Source organism: Streptomyces sp. R41, from assembly GCF_041053055.1.
Taxonomy (GTDB): Bacteria; Actinomycetota; Actinomycetes; order Streptomycetales; family Streptomycetaceae; genus Streptomyces.
In genome coordinates, this window is record NZ_CP163443.1 from 7192028 (window position 1) to 7215378 (window position 23351).

24 protein-coding genes are annotated in these 23351 nt (G+C 69.3%); 15 read left to right on the forward strand and 9 right to left on the reverse strand.

The window, feature by feature from the left end; translation table 11 throughout:
• Positions 1-127 precede the first annotated feature (127 nt).
• Positions 128-568: a methylmalonyl-CoA epimerase gene (gene mce / locus AB5J53_RS32915; protein ID WP_369249242.1), complete on the reverse strand. Its 441-nt coding sequence runs from the start codon at positions 566-568 to the stop codon at positions 128-130.
• A gap of 146 nt (positions 569-714) precedes the next feature.
• On the opposite strand from mce, the gene AB5J53_RS32920 reads away from it, so the two are divergent.
• The 3 genes from AB5J53_RS32920 (at position 715) to AB5J53_RS32930 (ending at position 4494) form a co-directional block, all read left to right on the forward strand.
• Positions 715-1917, forward strand: a complete 1203-nt coding sequence (locus AB5J53_RS32920; RefSeq protein ID WP_369249243.1) for an acetyl-CoA C-acetyltransferase — start codon at positions 715-717, stop codon at positions 1915-1917.
• A 43-nt stretch (positions 1918-1960) separates the two neighbouring features.
• On the forward strand, positions 1961-2917 hold the full coding sequence (gene meaB, locus AB5J53_RS32925; protein WP_369249244.1) for a methylmalonyl Co-A mutase-associated GTPase MeaB: 957 nt from the start codon (positions 1961-1963) through the stop codon (positions 2915-2917).
• Positions 2918-3234: 317 nt separating this feature from the next.
• On the forward strand, positions 3235-4494 hold the full coding sequence (locus AB5J53_RS32930; protein ID WP_369249245.1) for an MFS transporter: 1260 nt from the start codon (positions 3235-3237) through the stop codon (positions 4492-4494).
• A 24-nt stretch (positions 4495-4518) separates the two neighbouring features.
• Here AB5J53_RS32930 and AB5J53_RS32935 read toward each other — a convergent pair whose 3' ends face one another.
• From AB5J53_RS32935 to AB5J53_RS32950, 4 genes are all read right to left on the reverse strand, one after another.
• Positions 4519-4995: a MarR family winged helix-turn-helix transcriptional regulator gene (locus AB5J53_RS32935; RefSeq protein ID WP_369249246.1), complete on the reverse strand. Its 477-nt coding sequence runs from the start codon at positions 4993-4995 to the stop codon at positions 4519-4521.
• A 92-nt stretch (positions 4996-5087) separates the two neighbouring features.
• Positions 5088-5888: an AIM24 family protein gene (locus AB5J53_RS32940; RefSeq protein WP_369249247.1), complete on the reverse strand. Its 801-nt coding sequence runs from the start codon at positions 5886-5888 to the stop codon at positions 5088-5090.
• Complete coding sequence (locus AB5J53_RS32945) at positions 5885-6535, reverse strand: AIM24 family protein (RefSeq protein WP_369249248.1); 651 nt, start codon at positions 6533-6535, stop codon at positions 5885-5887. The genes AB5J53_RS32940 and AB5J53_RS32945 overlap by 4 nt, the downstream gene beginning before the upstream one ends.
• A 1-nt stretch (position 6536) precedes the next feature.
• On the reverse strand, positions 6537-7169 hold the full coding sequence (locus AB5J53_RS32950) for an AIM24 family protein (RefSeq protein WP_369252615.1): 633 nt from the start codon (positions 7167-7169) through the stop codon (positions 6537-6539).
• A 179-nt stretch (positions 7170-7348) separates the two neighbouring features.
• Between AB5J53_RS32950 and AB5J53_RS32955 the strand changes: the two genes are divergently transcribed.
• The 8 genes from AB5J53_RS32955 (at position 7349) to AB5J53_RS32990 (ending at position 13156) form a co-directional block, all read left to right on the forward strand.
• Entirely contained in the window at positions 7349-7693 is a 345-nt protein-coding gene (locus AB5J53_RS32955) for a DUF3817 domain-containing protein (RefSeq protein WP_369249249.1), read from the forward strand.
• Complete coding sequence (locus tag AB5J53_RS32960) at positions 7690-7983, forward strand: MTH1187 family thiamine-binding protein (RefSeq protein WP_369249250.1); 294 nt, start codon at positions 7690-7692, stop codon at positions 7981-7983. The genes AB5J53_RS32955 and AB5J53_RS32960 overlap by 4 nt, the downstream gene beginning before the upstream one ends.
• Before the next feature lie 149 nt (positions 7984-8132).
• Complete coding sequence (locus AB5J53_RS32965) at positions 8133-8885, forward strand: hypothetical protein (protein WP_369249251.1); 753 nt, start codon at positions 8133-8135, stop codon at positions 8883-8885.
• Entirely contained in the window at positions 8882-9562 is a 681-nt protein-coding gene (locus AB5J53_RS32970; protein ID WP_369249252.1) for a DUF4166 domain-containing protein, read from the forward strand. Before AB5J53_RS32965 ends, AB5J53_RS32970 begins: the two co-directional genes overlap by 4 nt.
• Positions 9559-10191 (forward strand): TetR/AcrR family transcriptional regulator, encoded by a 633-nt coding sequence (locus AB5J53_RS32975; protein WP_369249253.1) that lies wholly within the window; start codon positions 9559-9561, stop codon positions 10189-10191. Before AB5J53_RS32970 ends, AB5J53_RS32975 begins: the two co-directional genes overlap by 4 nt.
• A 249-nt stretch (positions 10192-10440) precedes the next feature.
• Positions 10441-10950 carry a MarR family winged helix-turn-helix transcriptional regulator gene (locus tag AB5J53_RS32980; RefSeq protein WP_369249254.1) on the forward strand — a complete coding sequence of 170 codons (510 nt, stop codon included), beginning with the start codon at positions 10441-10443 and terminating at the stop codon, positions 10948-10950.
• A 67-nt stretch (positions 10951-11017) separates the two neighbouring features.
• On the forward strand, positions 11018-11356 hold the full coding sequence (locus AB5J53_RS32985) for a DUF3817 domain-containing protein (protein ID WP_369249255.1): 339 nt from the start codon (positions 11018-11020) through the stop codon (positions 11354-11356).
• 99 nt (positions 11357-11455) lie between these two features.
• Positions 11456-13156: a methylmalonyl-CoA mutase gene (locus tag AB5J53_RS32990; protein ID WP_369249256.1), complete on the forward strand. Its 1701-nt coding sequence runs from the start codon at positions 11456-11458 to the stop codon at positions 13154-13156.
• Between the two features lie 119 nt (positions 13157-13275).
• Here AB5J53_RS32990 and AB5J53_RS32995 read toward each other — a convergent pair whose 3' ends face one another.
• Positions 13276-13902 carry a TetR/AcrR family transcriptional regulator gene (locus AB5J53_RS32995; protein WP_369249257.1) on the reverse strand — a complete coding sequence of 209 codons (627 nt, stop codon included), beginning with the start codon at positions 13900-13902 and terminating at the stop codon, positions 13276-13278.
• A gap of 246 nt (positions 13903-14148) precedes the next feature.
• On the opposite strand from AB5J53_RS32995, the gene AB5J53_RS33000 reads away from it, so the two are divergent.
• The 4 genes from AB5J53_RS33000 (at position 14149) to AB5J53_RS33015 (ending at position 18358) form a co-directional block, all read left to right on the forward strand.
• A complete protein-coding gene (locus AB5J53_RS33000) occupies positions 14149-15132 on the forward strand; it encodes a tetratricopeptide repeat protein (RefSeq protein WP_369249258.1) in 984 nt (327 codons plus the stop codon).
• Between the two features lie 620 nt (positions 15133-15752).
• On the forward strand, positions 15753-16385 hold the full coding sequence (locus tag AB5J53_RS33005; RefSeq protein WP_369249259.1) for a DUF6230 family protein: 633 nt from the start codon (positions 15753-15755) through the stop codon (positions 16383-16385).
• A 118-nt stretch (positions 16386-16503) separates the two neighbouring features.
• Positions 16504-17070: a DUF6114 domain-containing protein gene (locus AB5J53_RS33010; RefSeq protein WP_369249260.1), complete on the forward strand. Its 567-nt coding sequence runs from the start codon at positions 16504-16506 to the stop codon at positions 17068-17070.
• A complete protein-coding gene (locus AB5J53_RS33015; protein WP_369249261.1) occupies positions 17060-18358 on the forward strand; it encodes a hypothetical protein in 1299 nt (432 codons plus the stop codon). The genes AB5J53_RS33010 and AB5J53_RS33015 overlap by 11 nt, the downstream gene beginning before the upstream one ends.
• A 90-nt stretch (positions 18359-18448) precedes the next feature.
• Here AB5J53_RS33015 and pyk read toward each other — a convergent pair whose 3' ends face one another.
• The 3 genes from pyk to pta all read right to left on the reverse strand — a co-directional run bounded on the left by pyk (position 18449) and on the right by pta (position 23276).
• Positions 18449-19882 carry a pyruvate kinase gene (gene pyk / locus AB5J53_RS33020; protein WP_369249262.1) on the reverse strand — a complete coding sequence of 478 codons (1434 nt, stop codon included), beginning with the start codon at positions 19880-19882 and terminating at the stop codon, positions 18449-18451.
• Between the two features lie 95 nt (positions 19883-19977).
• Positions 19978-21189: an acetate kinase gene (locus AB5J53_RS33025; RefSeq protein WP_369249263.1), complete on the reverse strand. Its 1212-nt coding sequence runs from the start codon at positions 21187-21189 to the stop codon at positions 19978-19980.
• Positions 21186-23276, reverse strand: coding sequence for a phosphate acetyltransferase (gene pta / locus AB5J53_RS33030; RefSeq protein WP_369249264.1), 2091 nt, complete (start codon positions 23274-23276; stop codon positions 21186-21188). The genes AB5J53_RS33025 and pta overlap by 4 nt, the downstream gene beginning before the upstream one ends.
• Positions 23277-23351: the final 75 nt, after the last annotated feature.

The window sequence follows — 23351 nt, forward strand, 5'->3', positions numbered from 1 at the left end:
ACGGCGGAGCATGGGCTGCTGCCCCGACGCTCGTCCCGCCCGTTCCCCGAAAACCTGGACCCCGGCCCTCGGTCGCCCCGACGTGGCGGCGACCGCCCCCAACCCTACCGGCCCAGATATACGGAGGTCAGTGCTCAGCGGACTCAACAGGCGCCGAAGTGACCAGTTCTGTCAGGACTCCATGGCAATCCTTTGGATGCAGGAAGGTGATCCGGGAGCCCATCGAGCCCCTGCGCGGCTCCTCGTACAGGACGCGTACGCCCTTGTCCTTGATGTCGGCCGCGTCCGCGTCCACATCCGCCGTACCGAAAGCGATGTGGTGAACGCCCTCGCCGTTCTTGGCGAGCCACTTCGCCACGGTCGAGTCGTCGCGGGTGGGCTCCAGGAGCTGGAGGTACGAGGCGCCGCCGTCGGACGTCTCGTTGATCTTGAGCATGGCCTCGCGCACGCCCTGCTCCTCGTTGACCTCGGAGTGGAAGACCTCGAAGCCGTACGTGGCCCGGTAGAACTCGACGGTCTTGTCGAGGTCGAAACAGGCGATCCCAATGTGGTCGATTCGCGTCAGCATGGAATTAGTGCAGCGCTCCGGAGGTGGTTACGCAACGTGCGCGCGATCACACTCGCCGCCGGATGACGGGTGGCTTACCGCTCAGTACATTCAAGTAAACCCTCGTTCACTCCTCAGCTGTGCAAGCTGGAAGGGGATCGCACCTCATGTCTGGAACGAACAGCACGACTTCCGTGATCGTCGCGGGTGCCCGCACCCCGATGGGGCGGTTGCTCGGCTCCCTGAAGTCCTTTTCCGGAGCCGACCTCGGAGGCTTCGCGATCAAGGCCGCCCTCGACCGTGCGGGGATCGGCGGCGACCAGGTGCAGTACGTGATCATGGGCCAGGTGCTCCAGGCCGGGGCAGGGCAGATCCCGGCACGCCAGGCCGCGGTCAAGGCGGGCATCCCGATGAGCGTCCCGGCGCTCACCATCAACAAGGTGTGTCTGTCGGGCCTGGACGCGATCGCGCTCGCGGACCAGTTGATCCGAGCGGGCGAATTCGATGTCGTGGTCGCGGGTGGCCAGGAGTCGATGACGAACGCGCCGCACCTCCTCCCCAAGTCCCGTGAGGGCTACAAGTACGGGGCGATCGAGATGCTCGACGCCATGGCGTACGACGGTCTGACGGACGCCTTCGAGAACATCGCCATGGGCGAGTCGACGGAGAAGCACAACTCCCGGCTCGGCATCGCCCGTCCGGAGCAGGACGAGATTGCGGCTCTCTCGCACCAGCGTGCGGCCGCCGCCCAGAAGAACGGAATCTACGAGGCGGAGATCACACCGGTCGAGATTCCGCAGCGCAAGGGCGAGCCCGTCGTCTTCAGCAAGGACGAGGGCATTCGCGCCGAGACGACGGTCGAGTCGCTCGGCAAGCTGCGCCCCGCCTTCACCAGGGACGGCACGATCACCGCCGGCACCTCGTCGCAGATTTCGGACGGCGCCGCCGCCGTGGTCGTGATGAGCAAGGCCAAGGCGCTGGAGCTGGGCCTGGAGTGGATCGCCGAGATCGGCGCGCACGGGAACGTGGCAGGGCCGGACAACTCTCTGCAGTCGCAGCCCTCGAACGCGATCCTGCACGCCCTCAAGAAGGAGGGCCTGGAGGTCGAGGACCTCGACCTGATCGAGATCAACGAGGCCTTCGCGGCGGTCGCCGTGCAGTCAATGAAGGACCTCGGGGTGTCCACGGAAAAGGTGAACGTCAACGGCGGGGCCATTGCCCTCGGTCACCCGATCGGGATGTCCGGCGCCCGGCTCGTGCTGCACCTCGCCCTCGAACTCAAGCGGCGCGGCGGCGGCGTGGGCGCGGCCGCGCTGTGCGGCGGCGGTGGTCAGGGTGACGCGCTGATCGTGCGGGTACCCAAGGCCTGACACGCGTTCTCCACTTGCGGAATCTCGACTGAACGGAGCTGTGATGCAGGACGTCTCCTCGCTGGTGGCCCAGGCCAGGGAAGGGCGGCCACGGGCCGTGGCCCGGCTGATCTCCCTGGTGGAGGGGGCGGCACCGCAGCTCCGTGAGGTCATGGCGGCGCTGGCGCCGCTGACCGGCAACGCGTACGTGGTGGGGCTGACGGGGTCGCCGGGCGTCGGCAAGTCGACGTCGACGTCGGCGCTGGTGACGGCGTACCGGCGGCAGGGCAAGCGTGTCGGAGTGCTGGCCGTCGACCCCTCCTCGCCGTTCTCCGGAGGCGCGCTGCTCGGCGACCGTGTGCGCATGTCCGAGCACGCGTCCGACCCCGGGGTGTACATCCGCTCGATGGCCACGCGCGGCCACCTGGGCGGTCTCGCGTGGGCCGCGCCGCAGGCGATCCGCGTCCTGGACGCGGCGGGCTGCGATGTGGTGCTGGTGGAGACGGTGGGCGTCGGCCAGTCCGAGGTCGAGATCGCCTCCCAGGCGGACACCTCGGTCGTACTCCTCGCCCCCGGCATGGGCGACGGGATCCAGGCGGCCAAGGCCGGGATCCTGGAGATCGGTGATGTGTACGTGGTCAACAAGGCCGATCGGGACGGGGCCGACGCGACGGCGCGTGAGCTGAACCACATGCTGGGGCTGGGTGAATCCCGGGGCCCGGGGGACTGGCGGCCGCCGATCGTGAAGACAGTCGCCGCCCGCGGCGAAGGGATCGACGAGGTCGTCGAAGCCCTGGAGAAGCACCGGGCGTGGATGGAGGAACACGGGGTGCTCGGCGAGCGGCGTCTCGCCCGTGCCTCCCAGGAGGTCGAGACGATCGCGGTCACCGCCCTGCGTCAGCGCATCGGTGACCTCCATGGCGACCGCCGCCTCAGCGCCCTCGCGGAGCGCATCGTGGCGGGAGAACTCGACCCGTACCGTGCCGCGGATTCGCTGGTGGAGGGCCTGACAGAGGGCTGAGCCGAGGGGGCTTCGCCCCTACCCGGTGGGTGCTTGTCGCGCAGTTCCCCGCGCCCCTTTTAGGGGCGCGGGGAACTGCGCGATCTTTTAGCGGGGGTCTGGGGGCGGCAGCCCCCAGGGGACGGGAATGGGCAGGGGCGGCGGGGGCGAAAACCCTCCTGGTCAACTCCCACCGCCCGCTGTTAAGTTGGGCCGCATGTTCCTCCTCTTGGCATAGGGCCCGCCCAGGCCCGCGACGGACAAGCAGCAATTCGGCGCTGCGTCGTCGCGGCACTCAGGCGTCCCCTCGTCCGCCTCGAAGTTGAGGAACCCTTCGCATGTCTGCGCCCCTTTCGCGGCCCTCGTACGCCGCGCTCTTCCGCATCCCCCACACCCGCCGCACCTTCACCGCCGCCCTGATCGGCAGGCTGTCGTACGGCATCGTCTCCCTGGCCATGATGCTGACGGTGACCCGGGCGACCGGGTCGTACGCCGTGGCCGGCACGGTCATGGCGCTGTTCGGCGCGATGAGCGTGTTCCTGTCGCCCGCGAGGGCGGCCCTGATCGACCGGTACGGCCCGCGCCGTGCCCTCATCCCGATGGCCTCGCTGTACGCGGGCCTGCTCACGGCCTTCGCGGCGGCAGCCTGGCGGCCGGGAGTACCGGCGGCGGCACTCGGCGTGCTGGCCGTCGCCGCGGGTGGCTGCACCCCGCCCCTCGGCCCCACGATGCGCGCCGTGTGGGGCGAAGTCGTCGAGGACAGACTGCTGTTGCAGCGCGCGTACAGCCTGGACGGTGTCGCGGAGGAGATCCTCTTCGTCTCGGGGCCGTTGCTGGTGGGCGCGGTCGTGCAGTTCGCGCCGCCGGCCGCCGGGGTCGCGCTCAGCGCGCTGCTGGTGTGGGCCGGAACCCTCGGGTTCGTGCTGTCGCCGGTCGTGGCGGGCGTACGACCGGCCGCGGAGAAGAAGTCCGCCCGCTCCGGGGGCCGGTTGCGAGGCGGGCGCGCGCTCGTGCAGCCCGTCGTCGTCGCGGCGGGCGTAGGGCTGTCCCTGGGATCCCTCGACCTCCTCGTCATGGCTTTCGCCCAGCAGCGCCATCATGGGGACGACGTGGTGGCCTGGGTGCTCGCCGCGCTGTCGGTGGGCAGCGCGGTCGGCGGCCTGCTGAACGGCGCCGTCAACTGGCGCAGGTCCGCGCGGGTGCGGCTGCCGCTGCAGGCCGGCGGTCTGGGCCTCGCCCTGCTCGCCGCGGGGCTCGCTCCCGGCCTCGGCACACTGACCGTCGCCGTGGCCTGCGCGGGCTTCTTCGTCGCCCCGGCCCTGACCACGTCCTACCTGATCGCCGACGAGGCGGCCCCGCCCGGCTTCCGCACCCAGGCGGGCGCCTGGGTCAACACCGCGGTGAACGCGGGCAATTCGGGCGGCGCCGCCGGGGTCGGGCTCCTGGTGGGCCACCTGTCCCTGGGCCTGTGCTTCGCGGTCTCGGGTGCGGTGGCCGTCGCGGCGGGCCTGATCTCCGTCCGGGGCACACGCACGTCTCCGCGCCCCGTCGAGGGCGCGGAGAACTGCGCGGCCAGCCAGGAACAGCCGGCAGCCTGAGGACGTCCGGCAGCTTCCGGACCGCTACGGCTTGCCTCGCTGCCCCCGCAGATGCTCGGCGATCGGCCGCAGTGACTTGTGGAGGTCTTCCAGCGCCTCCGGGGAGAGCAGATCGATGAAGTGCCTCCGCACAGACGCCACGTGATACGGCGCGACCTTCTTCATCGTCTCCATGCCGTGCTCGGTGAGGACGGCGTACAGGCCCCGGCGGTCGGACTCGCAGTTCTCGCGACGCACCAGATCCGCGTTCTCCATGCGCGTGATCTGGTGCGAGAGGCGGCTCTTGGACTGGAGGGTGGCGGACGCGAGGTCGCTCATCCGCATCCGTACGCCCTCCGACTCGGAGAGGTTCACCAGGATCTCGTAGTCGTTCATCGTCAGCCCGAACGGCTGGAGGTCCCTCTCGAGCTGGTACGTCAACAGCCTGTTGACCTCCAGGTGGGTGCGCCAGGCGCACTGCTCCGCATCGGTCAGCCAGCGCGTGGCCGTCTCGGTCTCCATAAATGAAGTCTACCTAAAATGTTGAAAGGCGAACTAGTGAGGGTGGTGTGACTGTGCGCACGCGTTCGATGTCACACTCCGCAGACTACCGCTCACAGCCCGAAGCGACGCTGGAGGTCCCCCAGCTGTCCGGGAAGGCGCGGTGCGCCGGCTTGCTGTCCCTGATGACCGGGTACCCCACCCGCGCCCGGTACTCCGGGCTCGTGCGGAACCGCGCCCGTGGCCTGCTCGGCCATGAGCGTTTCGGTGGACTGGAGCAGCACCGTGCCGGCCCCTACGAACTCGAACTGGTGCTCCTCTCCGGAGGCCCCGCCAAGGCCCGTCATCGCACGTAGACCGCCCATTACACCTGTCATGTACCCGTGGTCGTAGTGATGGCACGGGGACGGGCAGTCGGCCCAGCCGACCAGGGCCTGCGGGTCCACCCGGATCGGGGGTTCCATGAACACCACCGGACCGTTGGATGCGGCTACGAACTTGCCGGTTCCGATCAGGGTCAGAAAGCCCGGCACGATCGACTGTTTGAGGGCAAGACTTGGCTGAAAAGCGAGCAGGTTGCCCGAGCGAATGGTCAGGTTGCCGTCGTCCAGGTCGTACGAATTGACGTCGAAGGCCCGGTCGGCGAGCAGCATCTTGCCCGAGCCCTCCGCCACGACCCAGTCGCTTGCGTGCAGAGGCGAATGGAACGACGTACGGACGAGACGGTCGAGCCGGCCGTGTCCGACGCCGTTGAATTCCATCGACCCGTAGTAGGCGATCATCTTGCCCTTCTGCAGGAACCACTGGCTCCCCTTGAGCTCGACGCAGAAGGTGTAGTTGTTGACGTTGTCGTCGACCGGCAGCGACATCGGGTCGTAGATCACCGGGCCGCCCGGAGTCCCGTACGCGCTCACAGCTTCTCCTCCGAGGCCTGGACGTACACCGCACCACTGCCGCTCAGTTCCAGCTGGAACGCCTCGCCCGAGCCGCGGCCCACCATGTCGCGCCAGCCCAGCGCCGTGGACAGCTTGTTGCGTACGTCGCCGTGGTGGGCGACGTAGGCCTGCGGGTCGACATGGACCGGGCGCTGCGGGGTGATCGGGATCTCGAAGACGCCGCCGTGCGCCATGACGGCGACCGCGCCGTGCCCCTTGAGGGTCGTGGTGAAGAGGCCCTGGCCGGTCACCTGGCCGCGCACCATGCCCATGACCCCGCCCTGCGAGCCGAGGAACATCGTGCCCTGCTGGAGGGTGCCGTCGAAGGCGAGCAGTCGGTCCGCCTCGACGCACAAGGTGTCGCCCGTGAGATTGATCACGTGGACGTGGTGGCCGCCGTGCCCGAAGAGCACCGTGCCGGAGCCCTCGACGGTCATCAGCGGGGTGGCCTCGTTGGCCAGGCGGCGGCCGATCATCGACATCACACCGCCCTGGCCGCCCTGGATGTTGGGTGTGAAGGAGACCTCGCCCTTGTAGGCGAGCATCGCGCCGCGCTGGCTGAACATCCGCTGGCCCGGCAGGACCGCGGCCTCGACCATCTTCGAGTTCACTTCGCGAAAGGGCATGTCACACGTCCCCCGCGATCGTGTTGCGCTCGCTGGGCTGTACGTAGACCAGGCCGTCGCCCTCGAAGCGGATCTGGAACGCCTCGCCGCCGCCCTCTCCGAGCAACGTGCGGAAGGTCACACCGGACTGGAAGGACTGCCGCACATTGCCCTGGTGCGCGATGTACGCGCCCGGGTCGACCGTCAGCGGGTACTGGGAGCTCACCCGCAGCACCACCGCCGGGCCATCGGACATGATCGCCGCCTGTCCGTGCCCCTCGACGGTGGTCGTGAACAGTCCGTTGCCCTGCGAGGCGCCCCTCAGTCCCGTGAAGGACGTGCCGGTGCGCAGTCCCGCGTCCGTCGCGAGCAGATTGCTCGACTCCACGTACAGCTTGTCCCCCTGGAGATTGACGAGGTTGATCTCGGAGGCCCGGTCCGCGAACCAGCAGGTCCCGTGCCCCTTCACCTCCATCACCGTCATCTGCTCACCGGTGAGGCGCCGGGTCACCATCCCCCGTATGCCCTCACCGCCCCCGCTCAGCTTCTTGAAGGCCATCTGGCCGTCGTACGCGACCATCGAGCCGTTCTTCGCCTTCACGGCGTCCCCGGTCATGTCGACGGCCAGCACCTTGCTGCCTTGAAGTCGAAACATCGCCACGCTGTGAAGGTAGCCGCCGGGTGGGGTCGCCGACAGAGCCTCCGGGATGATCCGGACCCCGAAGACACCCCGAGACCCCCTGCCGGGACGCGCGGAGCCCGAGTGCCACAATGGGCGGACGCTTGTGCTTGCGTTCACAAAGCGTTTGACGACTCTCCCACCGAAGGTGACCCGTGGACATAAAGACCGCCACCGCCCTCCGCCGCCTCCGTCTGGTCTCGGCCCCCGAAGCCGTCTCCTTTCTGCTGCTGCTCGTCTGCTCGGTGCTGAAGCGGACCACGGACTTCAACGCGGTGCCCGTCATGGGCTCGATCCACGGTGTCCTCTTCATCCTGTACGTGATCTTCTGGCTGGACGCCTGGAAGCGCTCCCAGTGGAGCACCGGGACCGGACTCCTCTACTTCGTCCTCTCCGTGCTGCCCACCGGCGGCTTCTTCGCGGAGCGCAAGCTCAAGCGCGAGGCCGAGAACGCGGTCATCGCGTCCCGCGCCCGCAAGGAAGGGATCGTGAACGCATGATCGTCGCCTTCTCCGTGACGCCGCTCGGCGTCGGCGAGGACGTGGGGGAGTACGTCGCCGACGCCGTCCGAGTGGTCCGCGAGTCGGGGCTGCCGAACCGCACCGACGCGATGTTCACCTCGATCGAAGGCGAGTGGGACGAGGTGATGGACGTCGTCAAGCGTGCCGTCGCCGTCGTCGAGGAGCGCGCGCCGCGCGTCTCGGTCGTCCTGAAGGCGGACATCCGTCCCGGCGTGACGGACGGGCTGAACTCCAAGGTGGAGACGGTGGAGCGGCACCTGTCCGCCTAGGCCTCCGCGACTCAGCGACGAAACCCCGGTCCCCAGGGCCGGGGTTTTTCGCGCCCCGGGCAATTGAGCGATCGCTCAAACCGCTGTAGTCTCCGTGCCAGCCAATTGAGCAGTCGCTCAAAAGGCCCACTGATCTGGGGGGTACGGAGATGGGGCTCTACGTAGAGGCGCATATACGCGGCGATCTCGACGACCTGTGGGCGCGGACGCAGGACCCCGCGCAACACCGGCGCTGGGACCTTCGCTTCACCGAGATCGACTACCTCCCGCGCACGGAGGGCGAACCGCAGCGCTTCCGTTACGGCACACGGGTGCTGCCGTTCCTGACCGTCGCCGGCACCGGCGTCTCGGCCGGCGAGAAGGAACGCCCGGACGGCACCCGAACCTCCGCACTGCGGTTCGCCTCACCGCATCCGCTCTCGCTGCTGGCCGAGGGCAGCGGCTATTGGCGGTACGTCCCCGACGGCGACGGCGTCCGCTTCCTCACCGGGTACGACTACCGCCCGCGCTGGGGCCGCCTCGGAGCCGTGGCCGACCGACTGCTCTTCCGCCCCCTCATGGGCTGGGCCACCGCCTGGTCCTTCGACCGGCTGCGGCTGTGGCTGGAGCGGGGGATCACCCCGGAGCGGGCGCTGCGGAATTGGCTCGCCGAGACATCGGTACGCGCCCTCGTCCTGCTGGCCGCCTGCTCGGGACTGGTGTGCGGGGCGCTGGTGGACGCCGCAGGGCCGCCGGCACCGCTCGTGCTGTTCGCGGCCCCGGTGCTCGCCGTACTGGCCGCCCTGTCCGCCCTCCTCGCACCCCCACTGGCCGGCACCCCGGCGGCCCGCCGCTGTCTGCGCACGCCACCCGCCCGCCTCCGGGCCCCGCGCCTCCTCACCACCCTGGAGCTCCAGCGATGACCTCGATCTTCCGTACCGTGATGGGCGCCGACTTCGAACGCCTCCACCCCGAGCTGCAACGGCGCTTCTCCGTCGGCCTGGCCGGCGGCGAGGCGTGCACCGGGCGCGGCGTCATGGACCGGATCTGGCACGGGCGCGGCTTCGTGAAGCCGTTCCTGGCGCTGGGCACCACCCGCAACATCCTGGTCCCGCGCACGGGCCGGAACGTCCCCTTCACCATCGAGAACGTGCCGTACGCCGACAGCTTCGGGCGTGAGACGGTGACGTTCGTGCGCACCTTCGATCTGCCCGGCCGCTCCCGCCGCTTCGACGCCCAGATGGTGCTGGGCCCCAAGGGCGACCGCGTCCTCGACTACCTCGGCACCCATCAGCACCTTGCCAGCGACCTGTTCTTCCGTGCCGAGCCCGACGGCTCGCTGCTGATCCGGTCCGGCGAGCACCGCTTCCGGGAGGGCCCCGTGGACGTCCGGGTCCCCGACCTCATCGGCGGCGAGGCCGAGGTGCGGGAGTCCTTCGACGACTCCACGGGCCGCTTCCGCATCCAGGTCCGCGTCGTGAACCGCCACTTCGGGCCGCTCTTCGGCTATGAGGGCTCCTTCCGGGCGACGTACACCGACATCCGTACCTGCGGTGTGCGCCCCGGACTGCGCCCCGTGCGCGAGGAGGCGCGGGCGTGAGCGAGGCGACCAGGGCGAAGCTCCTGGAGGGCGCGCTGCGGACGCTCACCGAGCAGGGGATCGCGAAGACCTCGGCCCGTTCGATCGCGGCGACCGCCGGGGTCAATCAGGCGCTGGTCTTCTACCACTTCGGGTCCGTGGACGAGTTGCTGTCGGCGGCGTGCCGGGACGGGGCGGAGCGGCGGGTCGCTCGCTACCGGGACCGGCTCGGGGAGGTCTCCAGCCTGGCCGAACTGCTGGCGTTCGGACGGGAGATGCATGAGGTCGAGCGGGCGGAGGGGTATGTCGCCGTTCTGGGGCAGCTGCTTGCCGGGGCGCAGACGCATCCCCGTATCGCGCCCGCCACGGCGGCCGGTCTCGATCTCTGGATCGCGGAGATCGAGAAGGTCCTCACCCGTGTCCTGCCGCTGAGCCCCCTCGGCGAGTTCGCCGACCCCGCCGGCCTCGCTCGCGCGGTCGCCGCCTCCTTCGTCGGCATTCAGCTCTACGAGGGCGTCGACCCCGAGGGCGCGAACTCCGCCCTCGCCGCCCTCGAACAACTCACCGTCCTCATCACCGCCCTCGAGTCCCTCGGCCCGGTCGCCCAGAGGGCGGTCCGCCACCACTTGCGCCGCACGGCCGCCGGCTGAGTGCAGGGAGGGTTTTCGCCCCCTCCGCCCCTACCCGTCCCGACCAGCCTTTCGGCTGCAGGTGGGCAAAAGGGGGCGCGGGGAACTGCGCGATCTTTTAGGGGGGTCTGGGGGCGCAGCCCCCAGGTACGGGAATGGGCAGGGGCGGAGGGGGCGAAAAACCCCATGGGCCGCACCCTCGGCAGGCTGTCGGGACCGATGGGCGAGACGGGGCTGACCACGATGTGACCGGCCGGTAAGGTCTTTGGCGTGCCGAAGCCGCTCAGTCTTGCCTTCGATCCCATCGCCCGCGCCGACGAACACTGGAAGCAGCGCTGGGGATCCGTGCCGTCCATGGCCGCGATCACGTCGATCATGCGCGCGCACCAGATCCTGCTCGCCGAGGTGGACGCGGTCGTCAAGCCGTACGGACTGACCTTCGCGCGCTACGAGGCACTGGTGCTGCTCACCTTCTCCAAGGCCGGCGAGCTTCCGATGTCCAAGATCGGCGAGCGGCTCATGGTGCACCCCACGTCCGTCACGAACACCGTGGACCGGCTGGTGAGGTCCGGGCTCGTCGACAAGCGGCCCAACCCCAACGACGGGCGCGGCACCCTCGCCTCCATCACCGACAAGGGCCGCGAGGTCTGCGACGCGGCCACCCGCGACCTGATGGCCATGGACTTCGGGCTCGGGGCGTACGACGCCGAGGAGTGCGCGGAGATCTTCGCGATGCTGCGGCCGCTGCGGGTCGCCGCGCGGGACTTCGAGGACGAGTAGAGCCTCGCTCGGCGGACGGGTGGGGGCGCGCGAAGATCGCGCAAAAGGGGTCGTTACGCTCGTACCCATGAAGAAGAGCGTGCTGACCAGGTACCGCGTGATGGCCTACGTCACCGGTGTGCTGCTGGTCCTGCTGACCCTCGGCGTGATCGCCAAGTATGTGCTCGACATGAACGGCGCCGCGGACTTCACGCGCGTCGTCGGCATCGCGCACGGCTGGCTGTACGTCGTCTACCTGGTCTTCGCCTTCGACCTGGGCTCCAAGGCGAAGTGGCCGGTCGGCAAGCAGCTGTGGGTGCTGCTCGCCGGGACGATCCCCACGGCCGCCTTCTTCGTGGAGCGCAAGGTCTCCCGCGAGCTGGAGTCCAGGGTCTCCGACGACGCTCCCGCGGTCGCGAAGGCGTAACCTCCACCGCCGTACGGACAACGTGCGGCGGTGTGACATTGGCTGCTCCGCAGCGTGGGCCATCGACATTTACTAGGACGTCCTAGTAAATTCGATGGTATGGACGCTGACGCCATCGAGGAAGGCCGCCGACGCTGGCAGGCCCGTTACGACGCTTCGCGCAAGCGCGAGGCCGATTTCACGACGCTCTCCGGTGACCCCGTGGAGCCCGTGTACGGGCCGCGGCCCGGGGACGAGTACGAGGGCTTCGAGCGGATCGGCTGGCCGGGCGAGTACCCCTTCACCCGCGGCCTCTATCCGACCGGCTACCGGGGGCGTACGTGGACCATCCGGCAGTTCGCCGGGTTCGGCAACGCCGAGCAGACCAACGAGCGCTACAAGATGATCCTCGCCAACGGCGGCGGGGGACTGTCCGTGGCCTTCGACATGCCCACGCTCATGGGGCGCGACTCCGACGATCCGCGCTCGCTCGGCGAGGTCGGGCACTGCGGGGTCGCGATCGACTCGGCGGCCGACATGGAGGTCCTGTTCAAGGACATCCCGCTGGGTGACGTGACGACCTCGATGACCATCAGTGGTCCGGCCGTTCCCGTCTTCTGCATGTACCTGGTGGCCGCCGAGCGCCAGGGTGTCGATCCGTCCGTGCTCAACGGCACCCTGCAGACCGACATCTTCAAGGAGTACATCGCCCAGAAGGAGTGGCTCTTCCAGCCCGAGCCGCACCTCCGCCTCATCGGCGACCTCATGGAGCACTGCGCGTCGAAGATCCCGGCGTACAAGCCGCTGTCCGTCTCCGGGTACCACATCCGGGAGGCGGGGTCCACGGCCGCGCAGGAGCTGGCGTACACGCTGGCGGACGGCTTCGGGTACGTGGAGCTGGGCCTGTCGCGCGGAATGGACGTTGATGTCTTCGCGCCGGGTCTGTCCTTCTTCTTCGACGCGCACGTCGACTTCTTCGAGGAGATCGCCAAGTTCCGGGCGGCGCGGCGGATCTGGGCCCGCTGGATGCGCGACGTGTACGGGGCCACGTCCGAGAAGGCGCAGTGGCTGCGGTTCCACACCCAGACGGCGGGCGTCTCGCTGACCGCTCAGCAGCCGTACAACAACGTGGTGCGTACGGCCGTGGAGGCGCTGGCGGCGGTGCTCGGCGGGACGAACTCGCTGCACACGAACGCGCTGGACGAGACGCTGGCGCTGCCGAGCGAGCAGGCCGCGGAGATCGCCCTGCGCACGCAGCAGGTGCTGATGGAGGAGACCGGCGTCGCCAACGTCGCCGACCCGCTGGGCGGTTCCTGGTACGTCGAGCAGCTCACCGACCGGATCGAGGCCGACGCGGAGAAGATCTTCGAGCAGATCAAGGAGCGGGGGCTGCGGGCGCACCCCGACGGGCAGCACCCGATCGGGCCGGTCACCTCCGGGATCCTCCGGGGGATCGAGGACGGCTGGTTCACCGGAGAGATCGCCGAGTCCGCGTTCCAGTACCAGCGGGCGCTGGAGAAGGGCGACAAGCGGGTGGTGGGTGTCAATGTCCACCATGGCTCGGTGACGGGTGACCTGGAGATTCTGCGGGTCAGTCATGAGGTGGAGCGGGAGCAGGTACGGGTGCTGGGTGGCCGCAAGGCCGGGCGGGACGACGCGGCTGTCCGGGCCGCTCTGGACGCCATGCTGGCGGCCGCGCGGGACGGGTCCAACATGATCGTGCCCATGCTGGACGCGGTGCGGGCCGAGGCGACGCTCGGCGAGATCTGTGATGCCCTCCGGGACGAGTGGGGGGTGTACACGGAGCCTGCGGGCTTCTGAGGGGTTTCTTCGCCCCCTCCGCCCCTGCCCGTCCCGTACCAGCCATTCGGCTGCGGGCGGGTGGGGGCTTGTCGCGCGGTTCCCCGCGCCCCTGAAGGGGCGCGGGGAACCGCGCACGCTCAGGCCTGCTCCGTCGCCCCCGTCAGGCCCAGCAGCAGTACTCGGGTGAAGCTGCGGACCCACTCCTCGTCCGCGGGCTCCGCGCTGACCAGGGTGCGGTGGACCACCGCACCCGCGACCACGTCGAAGATCAGATCGGCGGTGCGCGCGGCGGCCGCAGGGTCGGACTCCGGGGGAAGCTCGCCTCGGGCGGTGGCGCGGGCGCGACCCTCCAGGACGAGGCGCTTTTGGCGGTCGACGATCGACGTGCGGATCCGCTCACGGAGGGGCTCGTCACGGGTGGATTCCGCGATGACGGCCATCAGCGCCGTCTTCGCCTCCGGGCGGCCCAGGATCGCCGCGAACTGGAGCACGACGCCCTCGATGTCCGCCGCCAGGCTGCCCCGGTCGGGGAGCTCCAGTTCGTCGAAGAGGACGGCCACCGCGTCCACCACGAGTTCGTTCTTGCCCGCCCAGCGGCGGTACAACGTGGTCTTCGCGACCCCGGCGCGGGTCGCCACGTCTCCCAACGTCAGCTTGGACCAGCCCAGTTCGACCAGTGCCGCGCGCGTCGCCTCCAGGATCGCGGCGTCCGCGGCTGCGCTGCGCGGGCGCCCCGTACGGGGGGCGGAAGTGCGACTCTGCATGTCAGTGACCATATCCGGCCGTTCTGTGAAGTCGTGAGGGAGATCACCGGGGTATGACACACACAGGTGCCTTCCGACAGTTACGCTACGACCCGTAGCGAAAGCTCGTGCGGCATGACGCGTACACGAGCGACAACCACTGGCGCCAGGTGGGGACCCGGCGCCGAGCATCACGTATCAAGTCGTAAAACGCCTGGCTTTCGGAACGCTTTTCACGCGCGCGCACAGAAGGGGGAGGATGTACTCATGCAGCCACGGAACATGTCCATGAGCGGAGTCGTCGACCTCGCCGCGGTGAAGGCGGCCCAGGAGGCCAAGGCGAAGGCGGAGCAGGCGCGCGCCGAAGCGGCCAGGCAGGGCGGCGGCGGTGGGAGCGGGGCCGTGTCCCCCGCCAGTCTCGTCATCGACGTCGACGAGGCGGGGTTCGAGCGCGACGTCCTGCAGCGCTCCACCGAGGTCCCGGTCGTCATCGACTTCTGGGCCGAGTGGTGCGAGCCCTGCAAGCAGCTGAGCCCGGTGCTGGAGCGGCTGGCCGTCGAGTACAACGGGCGCTTCGTCCTCGCCAAGGTCGACGTCGACGCCAATCAGATGCTGATGCAGCAGTTCGGGATCCAGGGGATCCCGGCCGTCTTCGCCGTTGTCGCCGGACAGGCGCTGCCGCTCTTCCAGGGTGCGGCCGGCGAGGCGCAGATCCGCGGGACCCTCGACCAGCTCGTCCAGGTGGCCGAGGAGCGCTTCGGCCTCACCGGCGTGACCGTCGACCCGGACGCCGAGCCCGGCAGCGCCCCGGCGGCGCCCGAGGTGCCGGCAGGCCCGTACGACGCGCTCCTCGAGGCCGCCGTAGAGGCCCTGGACGCGGGTGACTTGGGCGGTGCCGTCCAGGCGTACAAGAACGTCCTGAGTGACGACCCGGGCAACACGGAGGCCAAACTGGGCCTCGCCCAGGCCGAGTTGCTCCAGCGCGTGCAGAGCGCCGACCCGCAGCAGGTGCGCAAGGACGCCGCCGACAATCCCGGGGACGTACAGGCGCAGATCACCGCCGCCGACCTGGACCTGGTGGGCGGCCATGTCGAAGACGCGTTCGGGCGGCTCATCGACACGGTGCGTCGCACGGCGGGTGACGACCGTGATGCCGTACGACTGCGGCTGCTGGAGCTCTTCGAGGTGGTCGGCGCCGACGATCCGCGGGTGATCGCGGCGCGCCGGGCGTTGGCCAGGGCCCTGTTCTGACCTGTCCCTAAACGCTGGGGCTTGTGATGCCCAGGTGAAAGATTGGCCGAGGGAGCTACACGTGGCCGCGCTTTACCAAATCTTGGTAAACGCGGCCGCTGTTACTTGGAGTAAGTCGGGGGCGTTGATCTGTCGGATTCCGTCCGACAATCAACCGTTGTGTCACCCGGCCTGACACCACCCTGCGTCGCCGACCGATACCGACGGGTCGTTGTTCGGTTATCCGGCCGTTACTAGTGAGTAACGAACCCCCTTGTGCGGGCGGCGAGAATGCACCACGATCGGCGACGCTCGGTCCATTCCCCCTACCCCGACAGCCAATCGGGTCAAGGGGTTTTCTGGGTCCCCACCGAGTAGAGCCGGCGGCAGTGGCGTCGGCTCTTGGGCAGGGGGGTCTTTGCCGTTCGGCAGAGCCTGTCCAGCAGGTTGTGCGTGATGTGTGTCAGGCGCGACCAGTGGTTGTCGCTCGGGGGTGATCGCCGGTGATTCGGGCGCTTTGGCGCCTCCGAGTACGGGCGCTCTCCTTCCCGAGGACGTAGCACTTCTCCCATCCCTGCCCGGCTGAGCCGCCGACATGGGGCAGTCAGGGCCAGGAGATGTACGTCCGAGAAGGAGGAAATATGGAGTCCCAGGTGCGTGGCGGGACCAGATGGAAGCGGTTCGCCGTCGTGATGGTGCCCAGCGTGGCCGCCACGGCAGCGATAGGTGTCGCCCTCGCGCAGGGCGCTCTCGCCGCGTCGTTCAGTGTGTCGGGTCAGTCGTTCAAGGTGACGGCGGACCAGCTCCACGGCGAAGGCTTCTCGCAGTACGGAGCCATCGACTCGGGGTACACCCTCGACGGCAAGAAGACGGCTCACCCCGTCGCGGTCTCGGCGTTCAAGTCCGCGTCGATCACCAACATGTGCCAGTCGGTGGTCACCCCGGACATCCCGCTGCTCGGATCGGTCAGCCTGATCCTGAAGGCGGGCGGCGGTGGCACGCCGGTCCAGGCCGAGAACCTGTACATCGACGTCGAGGACCTCGAGGCCAACGCGACGTTCCACAACATCGACATCGGTGTTGCGGCCAAGGACGCCAGCAAGGGTCCGGGCATCGCCAAGGGTGACACGGCCAACCCGTACGGGTTCGCACAGCAGGCCGACTCGGCCGACCTGAGCGATGTCAAGCAGACGGCGTGGGCGACCACCGCCGGCACGTTCAAGCTCAGCGGCCTGAAGATGTCGCTGTCCAAGGGCGTCAAGGAGTGCTACTAGGCACTCCGGGGGCGGGTGAGGGGGCCTCGGCTGCCTCACCCGCCCCGCTCCTCACCGCCGTACGCGCATCACTCACGCGTACTTCTCACAGCAAAGCCGTTCCAGGGAGCTGTTTTCCATGAGCGCCGAGACTCCTGCCGCGCCCGGCCAGAACGAGCACTACCTCCGGGTCTTCCGGCGGAATTTCCGTACCTGGAGGGGCGACCGCCCGTTCTGGGCCGGTCTGTTCGTCCTGCTCGGCGGTTTCCCCATCGCCTACTTCCCGTATGCGAACCTCCAGATCGGCCATCTGACGCTGGCCATGGCCACCACCGCGGGCGCGGGCTCCCTGATCATCGGCGTGCTGCTCGGCGTGCTGGGCGTCAGCCTCTGGTTCCAGAAGCACGTACGGACCTTCGCCGGAGTCGCGGCGATTCTGCTGGCCCTGGTGTCCATCCCGGTGTCCAACCTGGGTGGCTTCCTCATCGGCTTCCTGTTCGCCATGATCGGCGGCGCGATGGCGGTCTCCTGGGCTCCGGGCGAGTCCGAGACGGAGCCGGCCAAGACGGTGGCCAAGGGTGAGGGCGATGCCCCCGAGGGGGCACCCGTGGGGACCGCGGACAGCGTGAGCGAGCTGAGCGAGCCGAACGATCTGTCAGGAACGAGCCCGGCGAACGGGGCGAACGGGAGGCACAGTGCCGGCTGACGAGGTGACCCACGGGACTGATGTGGAGGAGTCCCGTGTGAGAACCGGGCCGCGCCACGCGGCCCCCAGGAAGCCGCTGTTCACCAGGTTCCACATGCCTGCCGGGAAGGCCGTCGCCATCGCGGCGATGCCGACAGCGGTCCTGATGGGGATGGGGTTCACCCCGACGCTCGCCCTCGCCGACGACCACGGGTCGTCGAAGAGCCTGACGGCCGACGAGTACAAGGACTGCGTCGCGGCCGTGACCGGCTCCGAGGACGGAGCCGGCGCCTCGGCCACGCCGTCGCCCTCCGCCTCTCAGAGTTCGGGCAAGTCCGGCGACACGGCGGAGCCGACTCCTTCGGCCTCGGCGTCCTCGGGCAAGACCTCTTCGCCGGATTCAGGTTCCGACGACAAGGCCGAGCCCACGCCGTCGGCTTCCTCGTCCTCCGCGAGTACGTCGGACAAGTCGTCCGACAGCGGTACGTCGTCCACGCCGACCCCCTCGGCGTCCGCGAGCAGCGGCAACGTGCTGGACACCATCGGCAACGCGATCGGCGACGTCCTCACGGGCGGCGGAGACTCCACGGCGAGCTCCAGCCCCACGCCGTCCGCCACGGCGAGCGCGTCCGCGAGCAAGGACACCTCCGGCAGCACCTCCGACACCGTCAAGGACACGACCGACAAGGTCACCGAGACGGTCAAGGACACCGTGAAGGACACCACCGACACGGCGTCCAAGGCGGCCTCGGACACCACGGAGAAGGTCCAGGAGGCCGCCGACGCGGTCACCGCGACCCCCAGCCCGTCCGCGAGCTCCAGCACCGACCCGTCGGACTGCCCGGTCGCCACGGACGAGGAAGGCGGTGTCGACAACGCCTCTCCGCTGCCCGACGACCCCTGGTATCTGAACGCCAGCTCGCTGCTGCTCAAGGGCGCCGACTACCAGGGCATCGTGAAGGTGAAGACGGCCAACGGGACGACCAAGAAGGTCCTGAAGTACGTCATCTCCGACGGCACCGACATCGGCGACCTGCACCAGACGGTGAAGGACAAGCAGTCCGGCAAGACCTACCACGTGCAGGCGGCCGACGGCTCGACGTCCACGATCCGCGACGGCAAGACGATCATGTACACGGAGAGCATCTCCGGCAATCTGCTCGGCCTGATCCCGATCACGTTCAGCCCGGACAACCCCCCGCCGCTGAACATCCCGCTGATCTACTTCACCAAGGTGAAGGTCGTCCAGGCCGGCCAGTTCGGGGGATCGCTGACCGTGCCGGGCCTGCACTCGTACATCACCGACTGAGCGCCCACCAGAGCCCGTCCGGGAGCCGCACACACTGAGGGCGCCCCCTGTTCGCAGGGGGCGCCCTCAGCGGCGTATGCGGACCGTGGGTCAGGCGCCGCGGTTGCCCTCGCCCAGGTGGTGCACCCGGACCATGTTGGTGGTGCCGGGGACGCCGGGGGGCGAGCCGGCGGTCATCACGACGACATCGCCGTCGTTGAAGCGCTTGAGCTTCTGGAGCTCCTGGTCGACGAGGTCGACCATCTCGTCGGTGCTGTTCACGAACGGCACGACGTGGGACTCGACGCCCCAGCTCAGCGTCAGCTGGTTGCGGGTGCCCTCGTCCGTGGTGAAGGCCAGGATCGGCTGGAGCGCGCGATAGCGGGACAGCCGGCGGGCGGTGTCACCGGACTTGGTGAAGGCGACCAGGCCCTTGCCGCCGAGGAAGTCGGCGATCTCGCAGGCGGCGCGGGCGACCGAACCACCCTGCGTGCGCGGCTTCTTGCCGGGGACCAGCGGCTGCAGGCCCTTGGAGAGGAGCTCCTCCTCGGCGGCGACGACGATCTTCGACATCGTCTTCACGGTCTCGATCGGGTACGCGCCCACGCTCGACTCGGCGGACAGCATGACCGCGTCGGCGCCGTCCAGGATCGCGTTGGCCACGTCGGAGGCCTCGGCGCGCGTCGGGCGGGAGTTGGTGATCATCGACTCCATCATCTGGGTCGCGACGATCACCGGCTTGGCGTTGCGGCGGCACAGCTCCACGAGGCGCTTCTGCACCATCGGGACCTTCTCCAGCGGGTACTCGACGGCCAGGTCGCCACGGGCCACCATGACCGCGTCGAACGCCGCGACGACGCCCTCCATGTTCTCTACCGCCTGCGGCTTCTCCACCTTGGCGATGACGGGGACCCGGCGGCCCTCCTCGTCCATCACCTTGTGGACGTCGGCCACGTCGTTGGCGTCGCGCACGAAGGACAGGGCGACCATGTCGCAGCCCATCTTCAGGGCGAAGCGCAGGTCCTCGACGTCCTTGTCCGACAGCGCCGGCACGTTGACGGCCGCGCCGGGCAGGTTGATGCCCTTGTGGTCGGAGATCACGCCGCCCTCGATGACGACCGTCTTGACCCGGGTGCCGTCGACCTCGACGACCCGCAGCTCGACGTTGCCGTCGTTGATGAGGATCTGGTCGCCCTTGGAGACGTCACCGGGCAGGCCCTTGTAGGTCGTGCCGCAGATGGTCTTGTCGCCGGGCACGTCCTCGACGGTGATGGTGAACTCGTCACCACGCTCCAGCTCGACGGGGCCCTCGGCGAAGGTCTCCAGACGGATCTTCGGACCCTGCAGGTCGGCGAGCACACCGATGGCCTTGCCGGTCTCGGCCGAGGCGGCCCGGACGCGGTCGTACCGCCCCTGGTGCTCGGCGTGCGTGCCGTGGCTGAAGTTGAAGCGGGCCACATTCATGCCGGCTTCGATCAGCGCGACGAGCTTCTCGTGGGAGTCGACCGCGGGGCCGAGAGTACAGACGATTTTCGAACGGCGCATGGGGCGATCCTATCGGTTTGTTTCGCTACGGAATATTCCGTCTGGTGGAAGATACAAATGGGCGGGCAGGTGCTCAGGCGTTGCTCTCCGCGAACTCAGACATTGCTCTCTCCGACCAGCGCGTACGTCTGCGTGGCGATCTCCAGTTCCTCGTCCGTCGGCACCACGGCGACCGCGACCCGCGCCTCCCGCGGCGAGATGAGCCGCGGCTCGTCACTGCGTACGGCGTTCAGGTCGTCGTCGACCGCGAGGCCCAGTTCCTCCAGGCCGGCGATCGCGGCCTCGCGCACCGGGGCGGCGTTCTCGCCGACTCCGGCCGTGAAGGCGATGGCGTCCACCCGGCCGAGGACCGCGTAGTAGGCGCCGATGTACTTCTTCAGGCGGTGAATGTAGATGTCGAAGGCGAGCCGAGCCTGCTCGTCACCCTCGTCGATACGACGGCGGATCTCGCGCATGTCGTTGTCGCCGCACAGGCCGATCAGGCCGCTCTTCTTGTTGAGCAAAGTGTCGATCTCGTCGGTGGACATCCCGCCAACGCGCATCAAATGGAAGATGACCGCGGGATCCATGTCGCCGGACCGCGTACCCATCACCAGCCCCTCCAAGGGCGTGAGCCCCATGGAGGTGTCCACGCAGCGGCCGTTCCTGACCGCCGAGGCCGAGGCGCCGTTGCCCAGGTGCAGCACGATGACGTTCACGTCCTCAGGCGCCTTGCCCAGGAGCCGCGCGGTCGCGCGGGACACGTAGGCGTGCGAGGTGCCGTGGAAACCGTACCGGCGGATGCGGTGCTCGTCGGCGGTCTTCACGTCGATCGCGTAGCGCGCCGCCGACTCCGGCATCGTCGTGTGGAAGGCGGTGTCGAAGACGGCGACCTGGGGGAGGTCAGGGCGCAGCGCCATGGCGGTGCGGATGCCGGTGAGGTTCGCCGGGTTGTGCAGCGGGGCGACCGGGATGAGCCGCTCGATCTCCGCGAGGACGCCGTCGTCGATGACGGTCGGGTCGGTGAAGAACTTCCCGCCGTGCACGACCCGGTGGCCGATCGCGGCCAGCTCGGGGGAGTCCAGGCCGAGCCCGTCCGCGGCCAGCTCCGCGGCCACGGCCTTCAGGGCGGCCTCGTGGTCGGCGATCGGACCGAGCTGCTCGCGGGATTCCCCGCCGGTCAGCGGCGTGTGCTTCAGCCGGGAGGTCTCCTCGCCGATCCGCTCCACCAGACCGACCGCGAGCCGGGAGCTGTCGCGCATGTCGAGCAGCTGGTACTTCACCGACGAGGAGCCGGAGTTGAGGACGAGGACGCGGCTGGCACTCACTGCTGGGAAACCTTCTGGTCGGGGGTCTGGGCCTGGATCGCCGTGATGGCGACGGTGTTGACGATGTCCTGGACGAGCGCGCCGCGGGACAGGTCGTTGACGGGCTTGCGCAGGCCCTGCAGGACCGGGCCCACGGCGATCGCGCCGGCGGAGCGCTGTACGGCCTTGTAGGTGTTGTTGCCGGTGTTGAGGTCGGGGAAGATCAGCACGGACGCCTGCCCGGCGACCTCCGAGTCCGGCAGCTTGGTCGCCGCGACCGTCGGCTCGACGGCGGCGTCGTACTGGATCGGCCCCTCGATCTTCAGATCGCCGCGGCGCAGCCGCACCAGCTCGGTCGCCTCGCGCACCTTGTCGACGTCGGCGCCGGAGCCGGACGTACCGGTCGAGTACGACAGCATCGCGATCCGCGGCTCGACGCCGAACTGCTCGGCAGTGGTGGCCGACTGGATGGCGATGTCGCAGAGCTGCTCGGCGTTCGGGTCGGGGTTCACGGCGCAGTCGCCGTAGACGAGGACCTTGTCGGCCAGGCACATGAAGAAGACGGACGACACGATCTTGGCGTCCGGCTTGGTCTTGATGATCTCGAAGGCGGGCCGGATGGTCGCGGCCGTGGAGTGCACCGAGCCCGACACCATGCCGTCGGCGAGGCCCTCCTGCACCATGAGCGTGCCGAAGTAGTTCACGTCGGCGACGACGTCGTACGCCAGCTCGACCGTGACGCCCTTGTGGGCGCGCAGCGCGGCGTACTTCTCGGCGAAGGCGTCGCGCAGCACGGAGGTGGCCGGGTCGATCAGCTGGGTGCCACCCAGGTCGATGCCGAGGTCGGCGGCCTTCTTACGGATGTGGTCGACGGGCCCGAGCAGCGTCAGATCGCAGACACCCCGGCGCAGCAGCACCTCGGCGGCGTGCAGGACGCGCTCCTCGGTGCCCTCGGGCAGGACGACGCGGCGCTTGTCGGAGCGGGCCTGCTCCAGGAGCTTGTGCTCGAACATCATCGGAGTGAGGCGGTCGCTGCTCGGCGCGGAGACCCGCTTGAGCAGGTCACTCGTATCGACGTACCGCTCGAAGAGGCCGAGCGCGGTCTCCGCCTTGCGGGGCGTGGCCGCGTTCAACTTCCCCTCCATGCCGAAGAGTTCGGTGGCGGTGGGGAAGGAGTTGCCCGCCACCGAGACGACCGGGGTGCCGGGCGCGAGACGGGCGGCGAGGGTGAGGATCTCGTCGCTGGGCGTCTCGTTCAGGGTGAGCAGCACGCCGGCTATGGGCGGGGTGCCCGCGCTGTGCGCGGCGAGCGAGCCGACGACGAGGTCGGCGCGGTCGCCGGGGGTGACCACGAGACACCCCGGGGTCAGGGCGTTGAGGAAGTTCGGCAGCATCGCGCCGCCGAAGACGAAGTCGAGCGCGTCCCGGGCCAGTCCCGCGTCGTCGCCGAGGATCACCTTGCCGCCGAGGGCGTGGGTGATCTGTGCGACGGTGGGCGCGGAGAGCGCGGGCTCGTCGGGAAGGATGTAACAGGGCACGGGGAGACGGGAGTCGAGCCGCTCGTGGATCTCGGCGCGGTCCGACCGGGCCACCCGGTTCACGACCATGGCGAGGACGTCGCAGCCGAGGCCGTCGTACGCGCGGTAGGCGTTGCGCGTCTCGGCGCGGACCGACTCGGCGGTCTGGCCCCGGCCGCCGACGACCGGGATGACCGACGCGCCGAACTCGTTCGCGAGACGGGCGTTGAGCGCCAGCTCGTCGGGGAACTGGGTGTCGGCGTAGTCGGTGCCGAGGACGAGGACGACGTCATAGTCCCGCGCGACCGCGTGGAAGCGGTTCACCAGGGAGGAGACCAGCTCGTCCGCTCCCTGCTCGGCCTGGAGCGCGGACGCCTCGTGGTAGTCCATGCCGTACACCGTGGCCGGGTCCTGCGCCAGCCGGTAGCGGGCGCGCAGCAGCTCGAAGAGCCGGTCCGGGCCGTCGTGCACAAGGGGACGGAACACCCCCACCCGGTCGACCTGGCGGGTCAGGAGCTCCATGACCCCCAGTTCGACGACCTGGCGGCCGTCGCCGCGGTCGATCCCGGTCACGTACACGCTGCGCGTCACGCGTGCTCTCCATCCGTTGCGTCGCTGGGGTTGCTTCGGTGCTGTGCTCTTGAGGGCGCGGGGTCGCTTCCGCGC

What these genes read in the sequence shown, in the direction of transcription:
- AB5J53_RS32990 (WP_369249256.1), top strand. Translation starts at nt 11,456, where the DNA reads ATGGACGCTGACGCCATCGAGGAAGGCCGCCGACGCTGGCAGGCCCGT.
- AB5J53_RS32930 (WP_369249245.1), top strand. Translation starts at nt 3,235, where the DNA reads ATGTCTGCGCCCCTTTCGCGGCCCTCGTACGCCGCGCTCTTCCGCATC.
- meaB (WP_369249244.1), top strand. Translation starts at nt 1,961, where the DNA reads ATGCAGGACGTCTCCTCGCTGGTGGCCCAGGCCAGGGAAGGGCGGCCA.
- AB5J53_RS32935 (WP_369249246.1), bottom strand. Translation starts at nt 4,995, where the DNA reads ATGGAGACCGAGACGGCCACGCGCTGGCTGACCGATGCGGAGCAGTGC.
- AB5J53_RS33010 (WP_369249260.1), top strand. Translation starts at nt 16,504, where the DNA reads ATGAGCGCCGAGACTCCTGCCGCGCCCGGCCAGAACGAGCACTACCTC.
- AB5J53_RS33000 (WP_369249258.1), top strand. Translation starts at nt 14,149, where the DNA reads ATGCAGCCACGGAACATGTCCATGAGCGGAGTCGTCGACCTCGCCGCG.
- AB5J53_RS32920 (WP_369249243.1), top strand. Translation starts at nt 715, where the DNA reads ATGTCTGGAACGAACAGCACGACTTCCGTGATCGTCGCGGGTGCCCGC.
- pyk (WP_369249262.1), bottom strand. Translation starts at nt 19,882, where the DNA reads ATGCGCCGTTCGAAAATCGTCTGTACTCTCGGCCCCGCGGTCGACTCC.
- AB5J53_RS32960 (WP_369249250.1), top strand. Translation starts at nt 7,690, where the DNA reads ATGATCGTCGCCTTCTCCGTGACGCCGCTCGGCGTCGGCGAGGACGTG.
- AB5J53_RS32995 (WP_369249257.1), bottom strand. Translation starts at nt 13,902, where the DNA reads ATGCAGAGTCGCACTTCCGCCCCCCGTACGGGGCGCCCGCGCAGCGCA.
- AB5J53_RS32970 (WP_369249252.1), top strand. Translation starts at nt 8,882, where the DNA reads ATGACCTCGATCTTCCGTACCGTGATGGGCGCCGACTTCGAACGCCTC.
- AB5J53_RS33005 (WP_369249259.1), top strand. Translation starts at nt 15,753, where the DNA reads ATGGAGTCCCAGGTGCGTGGCGGGACCAGATGGAAGCGGTTCGCCGTC.
- AB5J53_RS32985 (WP_369249255.1), top strand. Translation starts at nt 11,018, where the DNA reads ATGAAGAAGAGCGTGCTGACCAGGTACCGCGTGATGGCCTACGTCACC.
- AB5J53_RS32965 (WP_369249251.1), top strand. Translation starts at nt 8,133, where the DNA reads ATGGGGCTCTACGTAGAGGCGCATATACGCGGCGATCTCGACGACCTG.
- AB5J53_RS32945 (WP_369249248.1), bottom strand. Translation starts at nt 6,535, where the DNA reads ATGCCCTTTCGCGAAGTGAACTCGAAGATGGTCGAGGCCGCGGTCCTG.
- mce (WP_369249242.1), bottom strand. Translation starts at nt 568, where the DNA reads ATGCTGACGCGAATCGACCACATTGGGATCGCCTGTTTCGACCTCGAC.
- AB5J53_RS32950 (WP_369252615.1), bottom strand. Translation starts at nt 7,169, where the DNA reads ATGTTTCGACTTCAAGGCAGCAAGGTGCTGGCCGTCGACATGACCGGG.